General features: G+C 65.1%; 9 protein-coding genes, 1 tRNA gene and 2 pseudogenes. 9 read left to right on the top strand and 3 right to left on the bottom strand.

Going from position 1 to position 15,802, the window contains the following annotated elements:
- The first annotated feature begins 74 nt into the window (after positions 1 to 74).
- Positions 75 to 1,979: a 1-deoxy-D-xylulose-5-phosphate synthase gene (gene dxs, locus DIE13_RS06935; protein WP_124826443.1), complete on the top strand. Its 1,905-nt coding sequence runs from the start codon at positions 75 to 77 to the stop codon at positions 1,977 to 1,979.
- 154 nt (positions 1,980 to 2,133) lie between these two features.
- The gene (folE2, locus tag DIE13_RS06930) at positions 2,134 to 2,943 is read left to right on the top strand and encodes a GTP cyclohydrolase FolE2 (RefSeq protein WP_124826442.1); all 810 of its coding nucleotides are present in this window, start codon (positions 2,134 to 2,136) and stop codon (positions 2,941 to 2,943) included.
- 99 nt (positions 2,944 to 3,042) lie between these two features.
- On the opposite strand, the gene tsaD is transcribed toward folE2, so the two are convergent.
- Entirely contained in the window at positions 3,043 to 4,083 is a 1,041-nt protein-coding gene (gene tsaD / locus DIE13_RS06925; RefSeq protein ID WP_124826441.1) for a tRNA (adenosine(37)-N6)-threonylcarbamoyltransferase complex transferase subunit TsaD, read from the bottom strand.
- A 33-nt stretch (positions 4,084 to 4,116) separates the two neighbouring features.
- Here tsaD and DIE13_RS06920 point away from each other — a divergent pair.
- The 7 genes and pseudogenes from DIE13_RS06920 to DIE13_RS06885 form a co-directional block, all read left to right on the top strand.
- Positions 4,117 to 5,433 (top strand): annotated as a pseudogene (locus DIE13_RS06920) (NAD(P)/FAD-dependent oxidoreductase); the annotation flags it as partial.
- A 105-nt stretch (positions 5,434 to 5,538) separates the two neighbouring features.
- A complete protein-coding gene (rpsU, locus tag DIE13_RS06915) occupies positions 5,539 to 5,751 on the top strand; it encodes a 30S ribosomal protein S21 (protein WP_006479415.1) in 213 nt (70 codons plus the stop codon).
- A gap of 182 nt (positions 5,752 to 5,933) precedes the next feature.
- Entirely contained in the window at positions 5,934 to 6,380 is a 447-nt protein-coding gene (locus DIE13_RS06910; protein ID WP_059524656.1) for a GatB/YqeY domain-containing protein, read from the top strand.
- Positions 6,381 to 6,450: 70 nt separating this feature from the next.
- Positions 6,451 to 8,319, top strand: a complete 1,869-nt coding sequence (gene dnaG / locus DIE13_RS06905) for a DNA primase (protein ID WP_124826591.1) — start codon at positions 6,451 to 6,453, stop codon at positions 8,317 to 8,319.
- Between the two features lie 88 nt (positions 8,320 to 8,407).
- Entirely contained in the window at positions 8,408 to 10,825 is a 2,418-nt protein-coding gene (gene rpoD, locus DIE13_RS06900; RefSeq protein WP_124826439.1) for an RNA polymerase sigma factor RpoD, read from the top strand.
- A gap of 138 nt (positions 10,826 to 10,963) precedes the next feature.
- Positions 10,964 to 11,042: transfer RNA gene (locus tag DIE13_RS06895), tRNA-Ile, on the top strand.
- A gap of 310 nt (positions 11,043 to 11,352) precedes the next feature.
- The gene (locus tag DIE13_RS06885) at positions 11,353 to 12,903 is read left to right on the top strand and encodes a phospholipase D family protein (RefSeq protein ID WP_124826438.1); all 1,551 of its coding nucleotides are present in this window, start codon (positions 11,353 to 11,355) and stop codon (positions 12,901 to 12,903) included.
- Between the two features lie 150 nt (positions 12,904 to 13,053).
- On the opposite strand, the gene DIE13_RS06880 is transcribed toward DIE13_RS06885, so the two are convergent.
- Both DIE13_RS06880 and DIE13_RS06875 read right to left on the bottom strand, forming a co-directional pair.
- A complete protein-coding gene (locus DIE13_RS06880) occupies positions 13,054 to 14,715 on the bottom strand; it encodes a DUF3300 domain-containing protein (RefSeq protein WP_124826437.1) in 1,662 nt (553 codons plus the stop codon).
- A gap of 361 nt (positions 14,716 to 15,076) precedes the next feature.
- Positions 15,077 to 15,508, bottom strand: a pseudogene (locus DIE13_RS06875) (S8 family serine peptidase); the annotation flags it as partial.
- Between the last annotated feature and the right edge of the window lie 294 nt (positions 15,509 to 15,802).

Genomic DNA, 15,802 nt, shown 5'->3' with positions numbered 1-15,802 from the left:
GCCCGCCGCTGCGCACACGCTACGGTGCGTGCAATAGAATGCGGGCGCGTTTGATTTCCTACAATGGAACGACGATGTACGACTTGCTGAAAACCATCGACGACCCGGCGGATTTGCGCCGCCTCGATCGTCGCCAACTCCAACCGCTCGCGGACGAACTGCGCGCGTTCGTGCTCGACAGCGTGTCGAAGACGGGCGGCCATCTGTCGTCCAACCTCGGGACGGTCGAGCTGACGATCGCGTTGCACTACGTGTTCAACACGCCGAACGACCGGATCGTCTGGGACGTGGGTCACCAGACCTACCCGCACAAGATCCTGACGGGGCGCCGCGACCAGATGCATTCGCTGCGCCAGTACGGCGGCATCTCGGGTTTTCCGCGTCGCAGTGAATCCGAATACGACACGTTCGGCACCGCACACTCGAGCACGTCGATCTCGGCGGCGCTCGGCATGGCGATCGGCAGCCAGCTGAACGGCGACGATCGCTTCTCGATCGCGGTGATCGGCGACGGTGCGATGACGGCCGGCATGGCGTTCGAGGCGATGAACAACGCGGGCGTGTCGGAGGATGCGAAGCTGCTCGTGATCCTCAACGACAACGACATGTCGATTTCGCCGCCGGTCGGCGCGCTGAATCGCCATCTCGCACGCCTGATGTCGGGCCGCTTCTACGCGGCCGCGCGCGCAGGCGTCGAGCGCGTGCTGAGCGTCGCGCCCCCCGTGCTCGAACTCGCGCGCAAGCTCGAGGAGCATGCGAAGGGCATGGTCGTACCGGCTACGCTGTTCGAAGAGTTCGGCTTCAACTACATCGGCCCGATCGACGGTCACGATCTCGATTCGCTGATCCCGACGCTGCAGAACATCCGCGAACTGCGCGGCCCGCAGTTCCTGCACGTGGTGACGAAGAAAGGCCAGGGCTACAAGCTCGCCGAAGCCGATCCCGTGCTCTATCACGGTCCCGGCAAGTTCAACCCGGCAGAAGGCATCAAGCCGTCGACCACGCCCGCGAAGAAGACATACACGCAGGTGTTCGGCGAATGGCTGTGCGACGAAGCCGAGCGCGATTCGCGCGTCGTCGGCATCACGCCCGCGATGCGCGAAGGTTCGGGCATGGTCGAATTCGAGAAGCGCTTCAAGGATCGCTACTACGACGTCGGCATCGCCGAGCAGCACGCGGTGACGTTCGCGGGCGGCCTCGCAACCGAGGGGTTGAAGCCCGTCGTCGCGATCTACTCGACGTTCCTGCAGCGTGCCTACGATCAACTGATTCACGACGTCGCGCTGCAGAATCTGCCGGTCGTGTTCGCCATCGACCGTGCGGGCCTCGTCGGTGCTGACGGCGCGACGCACGCCGGCGCGTACGATCTCGCGTTCATGCGCTGCATCCCGAACATGACGGTCATGGCTGCGTCCGACGAGAACGAGTGCCGCCAGATGCTGCACACGGCGCTTCAGCAGCCGAACCCGACCGCGGTGCGTTATCCGCGCGGCGCGGGCACGGGCGTGGCGACGGTGAAGGAACTCACCGGGATCCCGCTCGGCAAGGGCGAAGTGCGTCGCCGTACGTCGCAGCCGGAAGGCAAGCGCGTCGCAATCCTCGCGTTCGGCACGATGGTCGCGCCGTCGCTCGTGGCGGGTGAAGAGCTCGACGCAACGGTCGCGAACATGCGCTTCGTGAAGCCGGTCGATGCGGCGCTCGTGCGTGAACTCGCCGAGACGCACGACTACCTCGTCACGGTCGAGGAAGGCTGCGTGATGGGCGGTGCGGGCTCGGCCTGCGTCGAAGCCCTGATGGAGAGTGGGGTTATCCGACCCGTAATACAATTGGGCCTCCCTGACCAGTTCATCGATCACGGCGACCCCGCGAAGCTGCTGTCGCAATGCGGCCTCGACGGCGCGGGCATCGCGAAATCGATTCGCGAACGCTTCCTGAGCCCGGCGGCCGATGTCGCCGGTCAGGCGAAGCGCGTCGCGTAAGCTGGCGCCGCCCGCGGGCGGCGTCGGTGCGACTGGCATAACCGGTCTTCATTGATTCGGAAAACATGGGCCTGCGGGCCCATGTTGCTTTTCCGGCTGCCGCATGACGCGGCGTGCGCGTCGTCGAACGCGCGGCTTACAAGGATTGAACAAGATGAACCAGATGAATCCCGCCTTCGTGATGCCCGACGTGCAGAGCACGGTGGATACCCGCCAGATTCCGATTCAGCGCGTGGGCGTGAAGGCGGTCCGGCATCCGTTGACGGTGTGCACCGAGAGCGGCGACGTGCAGCCGACCGTCGGCGTCTGGAACCTCGACGTGCGTCTGCCCGCCGATCAGAAGGGCACGCACATGTCGCGCTTCGTCGCGCTGCTCGAAGACAACCGTGCGCCGCTGACGGTCGAACGCTTCCGCGCGATGCTTGCATCGATGCTCGAGAAGCTCGAAGCCGAGGCCGGCCGCATCGAGGTCACGTTTCCGTATTTCGTGAACAAGACGGCGCCGGTGTCGGGGGTGCAGAGCCTGCTCGACTATGAAGTGACGCTCGCGGGCGAAAGCCGCGACGGCGAGACGCGCCTGTTCCTGAAGGTGCTCGTGCCGGTGACGAGCCTGTGCCCGTGCTCGAAGAAGATCTCGCAGTACGGCGCGCACAACCAGCGCTCGCACGTGACGATCGACGCCGAGCTCGCGGCCGACCTGCCGGTCGAAGCGCTGATCCGCATCGCGGAAGAAGAGGCGTCGTGCGAGCTGTGGGGCCTGCTGAAGCGTCCGGACGAGAAGTTCGTCACGGAGCGTGCGTACGAAAACCCGAAGTTCGTCGAGGATCTGGTGCGCGACGTCGCGCAGCGTCTCGATGCGGATGCGCGCGTGATCGCGTATGTGCTCGAAGCCGAGAACTTCGAGTCGATCCACAATCACAGCGCGTATGCGCTGATCGAGCGCGACAAGCGCCACGCCGCGTAACGCTGCGTCGATTCGCCGCTGCAATGAAGAAGGCCGCTCGAATTGAGCGGCTTTTTTTCGGAGCGTGCCGGCCGGCGCGGGGTTATCGCGTTGTGCGGCTCAGCGTGCGAGCGACGCGAGATCCCAGCGCGGTTTGACCGTGAACGCGTAGTCGGCGCTTGCTTGCTCGGGCCAGCGGCCGAGTCGCAGCGCGCCGGCGAGCGCGATCATTGCGCCGTTGTCGGTGCAGAGCGCGAGGTCGGGGTAGTGCACGTCGAAGCCGCGCTTGGCCGCGGCGGCCGATAGCGCCGCGCGCAACTGGCGATTCGCGCCGACGCCGCCGGCGACCACGAGCCGCTTGAGCTTCGTTTTCTTGAGCGCGGCGAGCGACTTCGCGACGAGCACGTCGACGGCCGCATCGACGAAGCCGCGCGCGAGGTCGGCCTTCGCGCGCTCCAGCGCCTCGCCTTCGAGCTTCGCGGCCTCGAATTTCTTCATCTGCGTGAGCACGGCCGTCTTCAGGCCGCTGAAGCTGAAGTCGAGATCGCCGGAATGCAGCATCGGACGCGGCAGCACGACGGCGCCCGGCGTGCCCGTTTCCGCGAGCTTCGAGACTTCCGGGCCGCCCGGGTAGCCGAGGCCGATCAGCTTCGCGGTCTTGTCGAACGCTTCGCCGGCCGCATCGTCGAGCGTCTCGCCCAGTGTCTCGTACACGCCGACGTCGGTCACACGCATCAGTTGCGTATGGCCGCCCGACACGAGCAGCGCGATGAACGGGAACGGCGGCGGCGCGTCGACGAGCAGCGGCGACAGCAGATGGCCTTCGAGGTGATGGATGCCGACGGTCGGCTTGTTCCACGCGAGCGCGAGCGCATTCGCGATGCTCGCGCCGACCAGCAGTGCGCCGGCGAGGCCGGGGCCCTGTGTGAAGGCGATCGCGTCGATGTCGTCGCGGTGCGTGCCGCTTTGGGTCATCACTTCCTCGAGCAGCGGCAGCGCGCGGCGGATGTGGTCGCGCGAGGCGAGCTCGGGCACGACGCCGCCGTATTCGCGATGCATCGCGATCTGCGAATGGAGCGCGTGCGCGAGCAGGCCGCGCTGCGTGTCGTAGAGCGCGAGGCCGGTTTCGTCGCAGGAGCTTTCGATGCCGAGAACGAGCATGGGTGCGGGCAGGGCGCGCCGTATCGGACGTGCCGCAGGAAGGTCAACGTAACCTTAAATTATAGCAGGCGAGGGCTGGCCGCCGCCGCGGGCGGCCCGGTCCCGGGCTGGGCAGGTACAATCCGCGCCATGGAAACTTATGACATCGCCGTGATCGGCGCGGGCGCCGCCGGGATGATGAGCGCCGCGGTCGCCGGGCAACTCGGCCGCCGTGTGGTGCTGATCGACCACGCGCCGCGGCTCGCAGAGAAAATCCGCATCTCGGGCGGCGGCCGCTGCAACTTCACGAATCTGTACGCTGGCCCCGACAACTACCTGTCGTCGAATCCTCATTTCGCGCGCTCGGCGCTCGCGCGCTATACGCCGCGCGACTTCCTCGGGCTGCTCAAGCGCCATCATGTCACCTGGCACGAAAAGCACAAGGGCCAGCTCTTTTGCGACCACGGCAGCGACGCGATCATCGACGTGCTGAAGCATGAGTGCGACGCGGGCGGCGTCGCGTGGCGCCGGCCCGTGGTCGTGGACGCGGTGCGCCACGCGCCGGAGGACGGCTTCACGCTCGACACGCAGCAGGCGGGGCCGATCCGCGCGCGCGCGCTGGTCGTTGCGACGGGAGGCCTGTCGATCCCGAAGATCGGCGCGACGGACTTCGGCTACCGGCTCGCGAAGCAGTTCGGCCACAAACTCGTCGATACGCGGCCCGCGCTCGTGCCGCTCACGTTCGCGCAGCAGGACTGGGAGCCGTTCGCGGCGCTGTCCGGCGTGTCGCTCGAGGTGCGCGTGTCGACCGGCGACAAGAAGCGCGGCGGCGAATTCGTCGAGGATCTGCTGCTGACTCATCGCGGCCTGTCGGGGCCCGGCATTCTGCAGATATCCAGCTACTGGCAGTCCGGCGATCCGATTCGCATCGACCTGCTGCCGCAGCGCGACGCGGTGGCCGAACTACTGGACGCGAAGCGCTCGTCGAAGCGCCAGATCGGCTCGTTGCTCGCGGACTGGGTGCCGTCGCGTCTCGCGCACGTGTGGCTCGACACGCACCGCGTCACGGCCGATGCGCGGCTCGCGGACCTGCCCGACAAGACGCTGCGCCAGATCGGCGATGCGCTGTCCGGCTGGACGCTGACGCCGAACGGCACCGAGGGCTACAAGAAGGCCGAGGTGACGAAGGGCGGTGTCGATACGCGCGAACTGTCGTCGGCGACGATGATGAGCGCGCGGGTGCCGGGGCTGTTCTTCATCGGCGAAGCCGTGGACGTGACGGGCTGGCTCGGCGGCTACAACTTCCAGTGGGCATGGGCGTCCGGCACGGCGGCCGGGCAGGCGGCGGCGGAGTTCGCGCGCGGCGCGTGACGGCCCGCGGCCTGCCCGTGTATGCGGGACCCGGCCCTTATGTCTTTGTGCGGTGCTCTGCTATACTCGTAAATCTTCCCTGCAAACCTTTATTCGTGTCGGATCATGACGATCATTCGCGTTAAAGAGAACGAGCCGTTCGAAGTCGCCATGCGTCGCTTCAAGCGCACGATCGAGAAGAACGGTCTGTTGACCGAGCTTCGTGCGCGCGAGTTTTACGAGAAGCCGACGGCCGAACGCAAGCGCAAGAAGGCTGCCGCGGTGAAGCGTCATTACAAGCGGATCCGCAGCCAGACGTTGCCGAAGAAGCTGTACTGAACGATTGAGCGCCGCGCGATTCACCGAGCGGCGCACCGGCGATTCCGCACGGTCGGTCACGATTGCGGGGCGAGTCGCCGATGCCGGATTCGAGCAACCCGCTTGAGACATAGTCCCAAGCGGGTTTTTGTGTTGACGCCCTTTTGTGGGCGTCGAAGTCACACTTCCATCCCGGGTGCAAGATGAGTTTGAAAGAGCAGATCAGCGAAGACATGAAGGCCGCGATGCGCGCGAAGGAAAGCGAGCGTCTGGCGACGATTCGCCTGCTGATGGCCGCGATCAAGCAACGCGAGGTCGACGATCGCGTGACCCTCGACGACGCGGGCATCACGGCCGTGATCGACAAGATGATCAAGCAGCGCAAGGATTCGATCAGCCAGTTCGAGGCCGCTGGCCGCGACGATCTCGTCGCGAAGGAACAGGCCGAGCTGACCGTGCTGGGCGCCTACATGCCCGCGCAGCTGTCGGACGCCGAAGTGGCTGCCGAAGTCCAGGCCGCGGTCGCGGCAACGGGCGCGGCGGGCCCGCAGGACATGGGCAAGGTGATGGGCGTGCTGAAGGGCAAGCTCGCCGGCCGTGCCGACATGACGGCCGTTTCCGCGCAGGTCAAGGCCGCGCTTTCTAAGTAAATCCCGCTTCCCGGCGCGCCGCATGCGCGTGCGCCGGGGCGTCGTATCGTTTTTTTCGCTCGATCCCACGGTGATTCCGCATTCGTTCCTGCAGGATTTGCTGAACCGCGTCGATATCGTCGACGTGGTGGGCCGGTACGTGCAGCTCAAGAAGGGCGGCGCGAACTTCATGGGGCTGTGCCCGTTCCACAACGAGAAAAGCCCGTCGTTTACCGTCAGTCCGACCAAGCAGTTCTATCACTGCTTCGGCTGCGGCGCGCACGGCACGGCGATCGGCTTCCTGATGGAGCACGCCGGCCTCACGTTCCCGGAAGCGGTCCAGGAACTCGCGCAATCGGTCGGGTTGACCGTGCCGCACGAGCCGTCGATGCGCGGTGGCGGTGGGGGCGGTGGCGATTATCCGGCGCCCGTATCGAAGTCGGTCGCGACTGCGTTGTCCGACGTGATGTCGGCCGCGTGCGACTACTACCGCAAGCAATTGCGCGGCGCGACCGTCGCGATCCAGTATCTGAAGAACCGGGGCCTGACCGGCGAGATCGCTGCGCGCTTCGGGCTCGGCTATGCACCGGACGGCTGGCAGAACCTCGAAGCCGCGTTCCCGGACTACCGTGACGATTCGCTCGTCGAATCGGGGCTCGTGATCGTCAGCGAGAAGACCGACGGGCAAGGTGTCGCTCGACGCTATGACCGGTTCCGCGAGCGAATCATGTTCCCGATCCGCAACGTGAAGGGGCAGGTGATCGGGTTCGGCGGCCGCGTGCTCGGCAGCGGCGAGCCGAAGTACCTGAACTCGCCCGAAACGCCGCTGTTCAACAAGGGCAGCGAACTGTACGGGCTGTTCGAGGCGCGTCTCGCGATTCGCGAGCGCAAGTACGTGCTGGTCGTCGAAGGCTACATGGACGTCGTCGCGCTCGCGCAGCTCGGATTCCCGAACGCGGTCGCGACGCTCGGCACGGCGTGCACGCCGATTCACGTACAGAAGCTGCTGCGCCAGACCGACACGGTCATCTTCAGCTTCGACGGCGACTCGGCCGGCCGGCGTGCGGCACGCCGCGCGCTCGAGGCATGCCTGCCGCATGCGGCGGACAATCGCACGATCCGATTCCTTTTCCTGCCGTCCGAGCATGATCCGGACAGCTACGTACGTGAATTCGGCGCGGATGCGTTCTCCGAACAGGTCGAGCGCGCGATGCCGTTGTCGCAATTTCTGTTGAACGAAGCAATTGCCGGCAAGGCGCTCGATCAGCCGGAAGGCCGTGCGAAGGCGCTGTTCGATGCGAAGCCGCTGCTGCAGGCGCTGCCGGCGAACGCGTTGCGCGCGCAGATCATGCACATGTTCGCCGACCGGCTCGATATCCCGTTCGAAGAAGTGGCCGCGCTGTCCGACGTCGATTCGCGGATCGCCGCGCCGCCGCGCCAGGCACCCCCGCGCAGCGAGCGGCGACGCGTGACCGACAGCGAAAAGCGGGCATTGCGCACGCTCGTCATGCATCCGCGGATCGCATCGCAACTCGACGACGATCAGATTGCGACCCTGCGTACGCTGCCGCGCATCGGCGAGTTGTTCGCGGAGGTCGTCGATCATGCGCGCGCGCTGGGCGACGGTGCCGAGTTCCGGCTGCTGTCGGATGTCCTGCGGACGTCCTCTAATGGGGCGACTTACGAGGAAATCTTCCGCGAAATTCTGGACTATGATGAAAACGTCCGCGACTTGCTGTTACAGAATCCGGAAGACGAGACGGTGCCCGAGCGGCAGCGTGAACAGGAACGGATCGCGGGGGAGGAACTGCAGGCAGCGGTGCTCAAGATGCGCTATGACGCTTGCTGCGACCGGCTCGACAGGCTGGCGCGGCAATCCACTTTCACACCCGAGGAACTGGCGGAATTGACGGAATTGAACCAGCAGCGAACCGACATGAAGCGTCGGCTCGGGCTGTAGGCGGCCGGGGCGCCAGGAGAGGGTTCCCCAGCGTGCTATAATATAAGGTTTCCAGCGGTTTGTTTTCTAAGCAGAGGCGAAATTCGCGATGGCAAAGACGACAGGCGGAAAGAAAGCAACAGGCAAGGGCTCGACGGAGCCGACCACAAAGGTCACAGCGGCCAAGTCTGCTTCTTCCATCAGGACAGCGTCTTCAGCCACGTCAGCCCCTGCAGGAAAAAAAACCGCGGCCGGCACTGCTCAGGCTGCGCCGGCGCCGGCAGCCAGAACACGGGCTGCCGCTAGACCCGACTCCGGGCCGGCCCAGCCGGCGGCGAAGCGGGCAAGTGCGAAAAGCGCAAGGGACACGACTGCCGCCGCGGACGAAACGGCAGTACGTACTACTCATGCACCAACGGTTCAACCGGCTGTCGTCCAGCAGCCGCGAGTCGATATAGCCGGTACGGCGAACTCCATGACCAAAAAGCTGAACGAAGTATCCGTCGATGACGACGCAAATCAGAGCGACGAGCAGCCCGCAGCCGCGGCTGCTCCGGGCAAATCCAAGGTGCGTGATCGTCGCGCCAAGGAAAAGGCGCTGCTGAAGGAAGCGTTCGCGACGAGCACGCCCGGCACGGCCGAGGAGCTCGAAGAGCGCCGCGTGAAGCTGCGCGCGCTGATCAAGCTCGGCAAGGAGCGCGGCTTCCTCACGTATGCCGAAATCAACGACCACCTGCCGGACAACTTCACCGAGACTGAAGCCCTCGAAGGCATCATCGGCACGTTCAACGACATGGGCGTGGCGGTTTACGAGCAGGCGCCGGACGCGGAAACGCTGCTCCTGAACGACAACGCGCCGGCCGCGTCGTCCGACGATGAAGTCGAAGAGGAAGCGGAAGTCGCGCTGTCCACCGTCGATTCGGAATTCGGTCGCACGACCGATCCGGTCCGGATGTACATGCGTGAAATGGGTACGGTCGAGCTGCTCACGCGCGAAGGCGAAATCGAGATCGCGAAGCGGATCGAGGACGGCCTGCGCCACATGGTGATGGCAATTTCCGCGTGCCCGACGACGATCGCCGACATCCTCGCGATGGCCGAGCGCGTCGCGAACGAAGAGATCCGCGTCGACGAACTCGTCGACGGCCTGCTCGATCCGAATGCTTCGGACTCCGCCGATACGGACGGTTTCTCCGCGAAGGAAGCGGAAGCGATCGAGAACGAGGACGAGGAAGCCGAAGAGGAAGAGGAAGAAGAGGAAGAGGAGGAGGACGACGGTGCTGCGCAGGCGTCGGCCAACGCCGCCCAGCTCGAAGCCCTCAAGCGTGCCTCGCTCGAAAAGTTCTCGCAGATCAGCGAGTGGTTCGACAAGATGCGCCGCGCGTTCGAGAAGGAAGGCTACAAGTCGAAGGCCTACCTGAAGGCGCAGGAAACGATCCAGACCGAACTGATGACGATCCGCTTCACCGCGCGTACCGTCGAGCGTCTGTGCGACACGCTGCGTGCGCAAGTGGACGAAGTGCGTCAGGTCGAGCGTCAGATCCTGCACATCGTCGTCGACAAGTGCGGCATGCCGCGTTCGGAATTCATCGCGCGCTTCCCCGGCAGCGAGACGGATCTCGACTGGGCCGAGAAGGTCGCGGCCGAAGGTCATTCGTACAGCGCGGTGCTGTCGCGTAACGTTCCGGCGATCCGCGAACAGCAGCAGCGTCTGCTCGACCTGCAGGCGCGTGTCGTGCTGCCGCTGAAGGACCTGAAGGAAACCAACCGCCAGATGGCGGCCGGCGAACTGAAGGCGCGTCAGGCGAAGCGCGAAATGACCGAGGCGAACCTGCGTCTCGTGATCTCGATCGCGAAGAAGTACACGAACCGCGGCCTGCAGTTCCTCGATCTGATCCAGGAAGGCAACATCGGCCTGATGAAGGCGGTGGACAAGTTCGAATACCGTCGCGGCTACAAGTTCTCGACCTATGCGACGTGGTGGATCCGTCAGGCCATCACGCGTTCGATCGCGGACCAGGCGCGTACGATCCGTATTCCGGTTCACATGATCGAAACGATCAACAAGATGAACCGCATCTCGCGGCAGATCCTGCAGGAAACCGGTCTCGAGCCGGATCCGGCAACGCTCGCCGAGAAGATGGAAATGCCGGAAGACAAGATCCGCAAGATCATGAAGATCGCGAAGGAGCCGATCTCGATGGAAACGCCGATCGGTGACGACGACGATTCCCATCTCGGCGACTTCATCGAGGACAACAACACGGTCGCGCCGGCGGATGCCGCGCTGCATGCAAGCATGCGCGACGTCGTGAAGGACGTGCTCGATTCGCTGACGCCGCGCGAGGCGAAGGTGCTGCGGATGCGTTTCGGCATCGAGATGAGCACCGATCACACGCTCGAGGAAGTCGGCAAGCAGTTCGACGTCACCCGCGAGCGGATCCGTCAGATCGAGGCGAAGGCGCTGCGCAAGCTGCGTCACCCGAGCCGTTCCGACAAGCTGAAGTCGTTCCTCGAAGGGAACTGATTTCCAGCGTCTCAGTTACGAACGCCGCTGGTATCCGCGTGATGCCGGTGGCGTTTGTCCCCTTTGTCGTCTTTGTTGTTACAATGCCCGCCCGGCCTCGTTGCCGGGGCAGCGTGTAGCACGCTTTGCTTCTCGTCTGGGCCCCTAGCTCATGCTTGGTTAGAGCAGCGAACTCATAATTCGTTGGTGCCGGGTTCGACTCCCGGGGGGCCCACCAGATTCGCTTCCACGATTGTCCGGGGAAGCTGCGAAACCCGCGATGCCGCACGGCGTCGCGGGTTTTTTCTTGTGCGCCGCCTGAATGTGTCGAACGTATTGAATGCGTTCGCGCCGGTGCCGCATGTCGCATCCTCGCCACCGGGGAAACACTGAAAGCGCGCCGCCCCGAGATCAATCGAAGTATGCTGTAGCGCGATCCGGTCGCACGCTGGTCCGTTCAGCGTACGCACCGTGGACCCGTGCCGCGCTTCGTCCGGCAGCCAGAACAAATACAATCCGACTTCGCCCGACAGTGGGGGGCGGCCAACATGATCATGCTGCGTTCGTGGGGTGCGATTCTGTCGTTGCTGATGCTTGTCGCGTGCGCGAGCCTGCCGCCGCAGGCTGACCGCGCGCCGACGCATGCATTCACCGATACCGGCAACACGCGCCTGGGCGTGGCATTTCGTCAGCAGGCCGCCGCTCATCCGGGGCAGGACGCGTTTCATCTGCTGCGTGACCCGGTCGATGCGCTCGATGCGCGCGTGCTGCTCGCCGATCGCGCGGACCGCTCGCTGGACCTCCAGTACTACATCTGGCACGACGACCTGACCGGACATGAACTCGCGGATGCGATCATGCGCGCGGCCGACCGCGGAGTACGCGTGCGCGTGCTGCTCGACGATCTCGGGACGAACGCGGACGACCGAAAACTGCTCGAGATCAGTTCGCATCCGAACATCGAGATCCGGCTCTTCAACCCGGTCGCGACACGCCACTTCAAGAAGATCGGCACGGTGTTTGAATTCGCGCGTGTCAATCGGCGCATGCACAACAAGGCGATGATCGCGGACAACCAGGCGGCGATCATCGGCGGCCGCAATATCGGCGACGAGTACTTCGGCGCGTCGTCGATGCTGGAGTTCGGCGATCTCGACGTCGTCGTGCACGGCCCGGTCGTGAACGACATCTCGAACGAATTCGATACGTTCTGGAATTCGCCGTATGCGTATCCGGTCAATGTGCTGGTCGGACATGACGCGCCACCGGGCGGACTCGATCAGGAGCGCGAACGATTGCGCGATTACCTGCGGGCCATGGAAGACAATCCGTACGTGCTCGAGGCGCGGCACCGGCTCGACCAGATCGTGCATGGCGAGGGTGCGGAACTCTCATGGGGGCATGCAACGCTGCTGTACGACGATCCCGCGAAGATCGCGCGGGCACCGAAGGACAGTGAAGGGCACCTGATGCCGCAGCTGCGTGCGCTTGCGTTGCGGCCCGAGCACGAGTTGCTGATCGTGTCGCCGTATTTCGTGCCGGGCAAGGACATGGTCGAACGGCTGCATGCGCTCACCGCGCGCGGCGTACGCGTGACGATCCTGACGAACTCGCTCGCATCGACCGACGTCGCGGCCGTGCATGCTGGCTACCGGCGGTATCGGCGCGATCTGGTGGAGGCCGGTGTGCGGCTTTACGAGCGCCGGCCGTCCGGCGACAAGAGCATCTCGAAGCAGGTCATCATCGGTTCGTCGCGCGCGTCGTTGCATGCGAAGACGTATGTGTTCGACCGCAAGAGCATCTTCATCGGGTCGATGAATCTCGACCCGCGCTCGTTGAACCTCAACACCGAGATCGGCGTTTATTGCGAGAGTCCGGCGATCGCGTCCGAAGTCGCAGCCGACCTGGAGCCGCGGCTCGATCGCATCGCGTGGCGCGTCGAATTGAGGACGGATCCGGCGGGGACAGGGCAGCTCAAGTGGATGCAGACCGACGCGGACGGGAAGGTGACCGAGCTCGATCACGAACCGGAAGTGTCCGCGGCGCGGCGGATGGAGGTGTGGTTTCTCGGCTTGTTCCCGATCGAGTCGCAGCTATGAGCGATGACGCGGGCATCCGGCGATCCCTGCCTTCGTTGCCGGATGCCCGCGGTAGGACGCTAGCGAACGAGCCGGTCTCGTGCTTGATGCACGAGACGTCGTCACATGTGCTGACGGCACTGCACGCGTGCATGTGGCGGCCGCTACCGTTCACTCGGGGCGGTGTTCATGCGGGTCGTGCTGCTCGTGCTGCTGTTGCGGTTGCGCGGGGTGATGCTGCGCGGGCTCGGGTTGTCTTGGCTGCGGTGCCGCGTGTTCCTGCGGCTGCGGTTGGGGATGCGGCTGCATCTCCTTGCGCTGCTGTTGCTGCTGAGCCTCGTTGCGTTGCTGCATCTCCGCGCGTTGTTGCTGTTGCCGAGCCTCGTTGTGCTGCTGCATTTGCTCGTGTTGCTGTTGAGCCTCGTTGTGCTGCTGCATTTGCTCGTGTTGCTGTTGAGCTTCGTTGCGTTGCTGCATCTCCTCGCGTTGCTGCTGCTGTTGCTGCGCTTCGTTCCGCTGCTGCGCCTGCTCCCGTTCCTGCTGCATCGCCCGTTGAGCATGCATCGGGCCACCGGGTGCCTGCCGATCCGTTGCATCGGCATGCGGCGCATTCGCGCGGTTCTGCTCGAATGCGTTCGGCGCCGGTCGCGCACCCGGGCGTGCGTCACTCGCGCCGAAGTGCGGCATCGTCATCGGCGCGGCGCCGGGAGAGGGCCGCATCGCCTGCTCGCGCGGCGGCTCCGCGCCCGGGCGCATGCCGTTGCGCTCGAACGTATTGTTGTTGGTGACGTTGCCGCCGTAGTTGTTCGTGATTCGCGTGTTGCGGATGTTGGTGATGTTGTTGACCACGGTGGTCGACTTCGTCACGTACGTGCTGTGGTTGTACACCACGGCCGGACGCCGCCAGCCTTCGTTCCGGCTCGGGCCGCCCCGGTGCGGCGCGCCCCAGTTCATGCCCCACGCGTGCCAGCCCCAGTCGTGGTGCCCGAAGATCGCGGCGCCCACCGCAATGCCGATACCGAACGTGACCACGCCGGCCGCCACGGCTTCGCCGGTGGTGTATGCGGGCGGCCGGTACACGTAGCCGGGATAGGACGACACGGGTTCGCCATAGACGAGCGTCGGGTTGTACGACGGCACGTAGACGACGTCCGGCTGTGCGGGCTCGATCTCGATGGCCTGTTCCGGCGGCGGGATGATGGCCGGGCCGTTGTAGACCACCGGTGCGTCGGCAGACGGCGCGTAGTTGGCCGGCGCGGCCGGTGCGACCTGCGTGACGTGCAACTGGCTGCCCGAGCGCAGATGGCCCGATGCCTGCGCCCGCTGGCGCATCACCTGGATCGCATTCATCACGTCGGTCGGATCGTTGTAGTACGCCTGGCCGAGTGCGGTCGTCCACGCCGGGTTCGACGCCATTTGCGCGAGCACCGCGGGGAATGCGGTCAGCGCCTTGACGGACGGATCCCACGGCTGCGTATCGGCGGCGGTAGCGAGTGCCTGCCCCTTCAGCGACGGATTCTGCCCGACCCAGATGTTTGCGGCCGCGATCTGGTCCGGGTAGGTGGCGCCCGCGAGCACCAGCGCAACGAGCTTGTCCGGAAAGAGCGCGATCGGCGCGACCATCTGGTAGAGCTGGTCGGCGCTCGGCGGCGTGTATGCAACCGGCGTCGACGCGGGCTGCGGGGCGGACGCGGCGCCGGCATCGCTTGCCGGTGCGGACGGCGTGGACGTGCTGTCGTTCTTGTTACAGGCCGACAGCCCGAGCAGCGACACGATGAGGGACGACGCAATCAGCGTCCTGACGGGGCGGCGGGGTGCGGAGGTAGCGTTCATGGTGTTCGTTCGATGTAGTGGAGGCGTAAGCGGGTATACGGGTCACGCGACCGGTTCGAGCACGGTGCCGGCACCGTCCGTGGATGCTCCGGAGGCATCGGCCGGAGCAAGAGAAGGACGGGAAGATCGGGTCGGCATGTTGTTGTTCCTCGATCGATTGATATTCGGATAAACGCGCGACGGGTGCGGAAGGTGTCGCCATGTTGTGTAACAGTGTGTGAGTGCCTTGCAGTTTGAAAGCATGAAGGAGCAACGAACAGGCCGGACATGCGAAAAACCCGCGAGGCCGTGAGGCCGTCGCGGGCTTTCTGTTTCGGCGAGGCGGTGCCGGCGGTGGGCCGGAACACCGGTCATCGCGCCGTCATCGCACGAAATCCGACGTGCTCTTGATGAACGCGTTCAGCTTCGAGATGTTCACGCTGCCGAAGCCCGTCGTCGCGTCCCAGCCGGCTTTCGCGTTGTAGCCGTAGCTACCGCTGCCGTTGTTGCCGGACGTGACGTCGTGCAGCAGCGTCGCGTTGCCCGGGAAGTACTTGTAGATGCTCGACGCCGGGAAGCCGAGTGCGTTGTTGTTCGCCGATTGCAGACGCGCCCAGATGCCCGTGAAGATCGGTGCGGCGAGACTCGTGCCGCCTTCGTTGTTCAGATAGCCCGAGCCCCACAGCGTGTTGGACGTCTGGCCGTTCACCACGAGGATCGCGCCGGTGCGCAGGTCGGCGTCGAAGCCGACGTCGGGCAATGCACGCCTGGTGGATCCGGTGAGGCTCGACGATTGCCACGACGGCGCGGCTTCGTACTTGCCCGGTTCTGGATGCAATGACGGATCGATTCGCTCGATCATCGACGAATCGATTCGTAATGCGCGAGCGTTCGTCGAGGAATCATTCGAGTCGCGGGTGTGTGTCGTCCTGCGCGGCATGTCCGGTTCCGGCAGGGGCGAGCGTTCGGCGAATCAGCCTGGCGAGACCGATGGCCGCCGCGACCAGCCCGATCGGCAGCATCATTGCGAGAACGAGATAGGTCGACGCATCGTGATATATCGCATCGCACGGCCACGCGAGCGGACGAAGCAACGCGCCGACGATCA

It is taken from the genome of Burkholderia sp. Bp9016 (assembly GCF_003857765.1).
Lineage (GTDB): Bacteria > Pseudomonadota > Gammaproteobacteria > Burkholderiales > Burkholderiaceae > Burkholderia.
This window is presented reverse-complemented; position numbering and strand designations above follow the sequence as displayed.

What these genes read in the sequence shown, in the direction of transcription:
- DIE13_RS06880 (WP_124826437.1), bottom strand. Translation starts at nt 14,715, where the DNA reads ATGAACGCTACCTCCGCACCCCGCCGCCCCGTCAGGACGCTGATTGCG.
- folE2 (WP_124826442.1), top strand. Translation starts at nt 2,134, where the DNA reads ATGAACCAGATGAATCCCGCCTTCGTGATGCCCGACGTGCAGAGCACG.
- dxs (WP_124826443.1), top strand. Translation starts at nt 75, where the DNA reads ATGTACGACTTGCTGAAAACCATCGACGACCCGGCGGATTTGCGCCGC.
- tsaD (WP_124826441.1), bottom strand. Translation starts at nt 4,083, where the DNA reads ATGCTCGTTCTCGGCATCGAAAGCTCCTGCGACGAAACCGGCCTCGCG.
- rpoD (WP_124826439.1), top strand. Translation starts at nt 8,408, where the DNA reads ATGGCAAAGACGACAGGCGGAAAGAAAGCAACAGGCAAGGGCTCGACG.
- DIE13_RS06910 (WP_059524656.1), top strand. Translation starts at nt 5,934, where the DNA reads ATGAGTTTGAAAGAGCAGATCAGCGAAGACATGAAGGCCGCGATGCGC.
- DIE13_RS06885 (WP_124826438.1), top strand. Translation starts at nt 11,353, where the DNA reads ATGATCATGCTGCGTTCGTGGGGTGCGATTCTGTCGTTGCTGATGCTT.
- rpsU (WP_006479415.1), top strand. Translation starts at nt 5,539, where the DNA reads ATGACGATCATTCGCGTTAAAGAGAACGAGCCGTTCGAAGTCGCCATG.